The sequence below is a fragment of the Caulobacter sp. 602-1 genome (genome assembly GCF_003931565.1).
Classification (GTDB): domain Bacteria; phylum Pseudomonadota; class Alphaproteobacteria; order Caulobacterales; family Caulobacteraceae; genus Caulobacter.
In genome coordinates, this window is the sequence record NZ_RRYI01000102.1 from 1 (window position 1) to 301 (window position 301).

Genomic DNA, 301 nt, shown 5'->3' on the forward strand with positions numbered 1-301 from the left:
CTATCCCTACACCCAGAAGACCAAGGGCTACGCCGTGTTCGGCCAGGCCGACTACAAGATCTCCGACCGGCTGACCGGCACGGTGGGCCTGCGCTGGTCGGCCGACGACAAGTCCATGGACTACAAGAGCCAGGCCGAGGACGGCCTGATCGTCATCCTGACCTCAAAGCAGAGCAACACCTTCTCGGCGGTCTCGGGCCGGCTTGGCCTGCGCTACGAACTGAGCGACGACGCCAATGTCTACGCCACCTACAACCGCGGCTATAAGAGCGGCGGCTTCTTCGGCGGCCTGGCGACCACC

General features: G+C 64.5%; 1 protein-coding gene. It reads left to right on the forward strand.

From position 1 onward, the window contains the following. The coding region (locus tag EIK80_RS25425) for a TonB-dependent receptor domain-containing protein (RefSeq protein WP_125159725.1) at positions 1-301 on the forward strand (301 nt) is incomplete at both ends.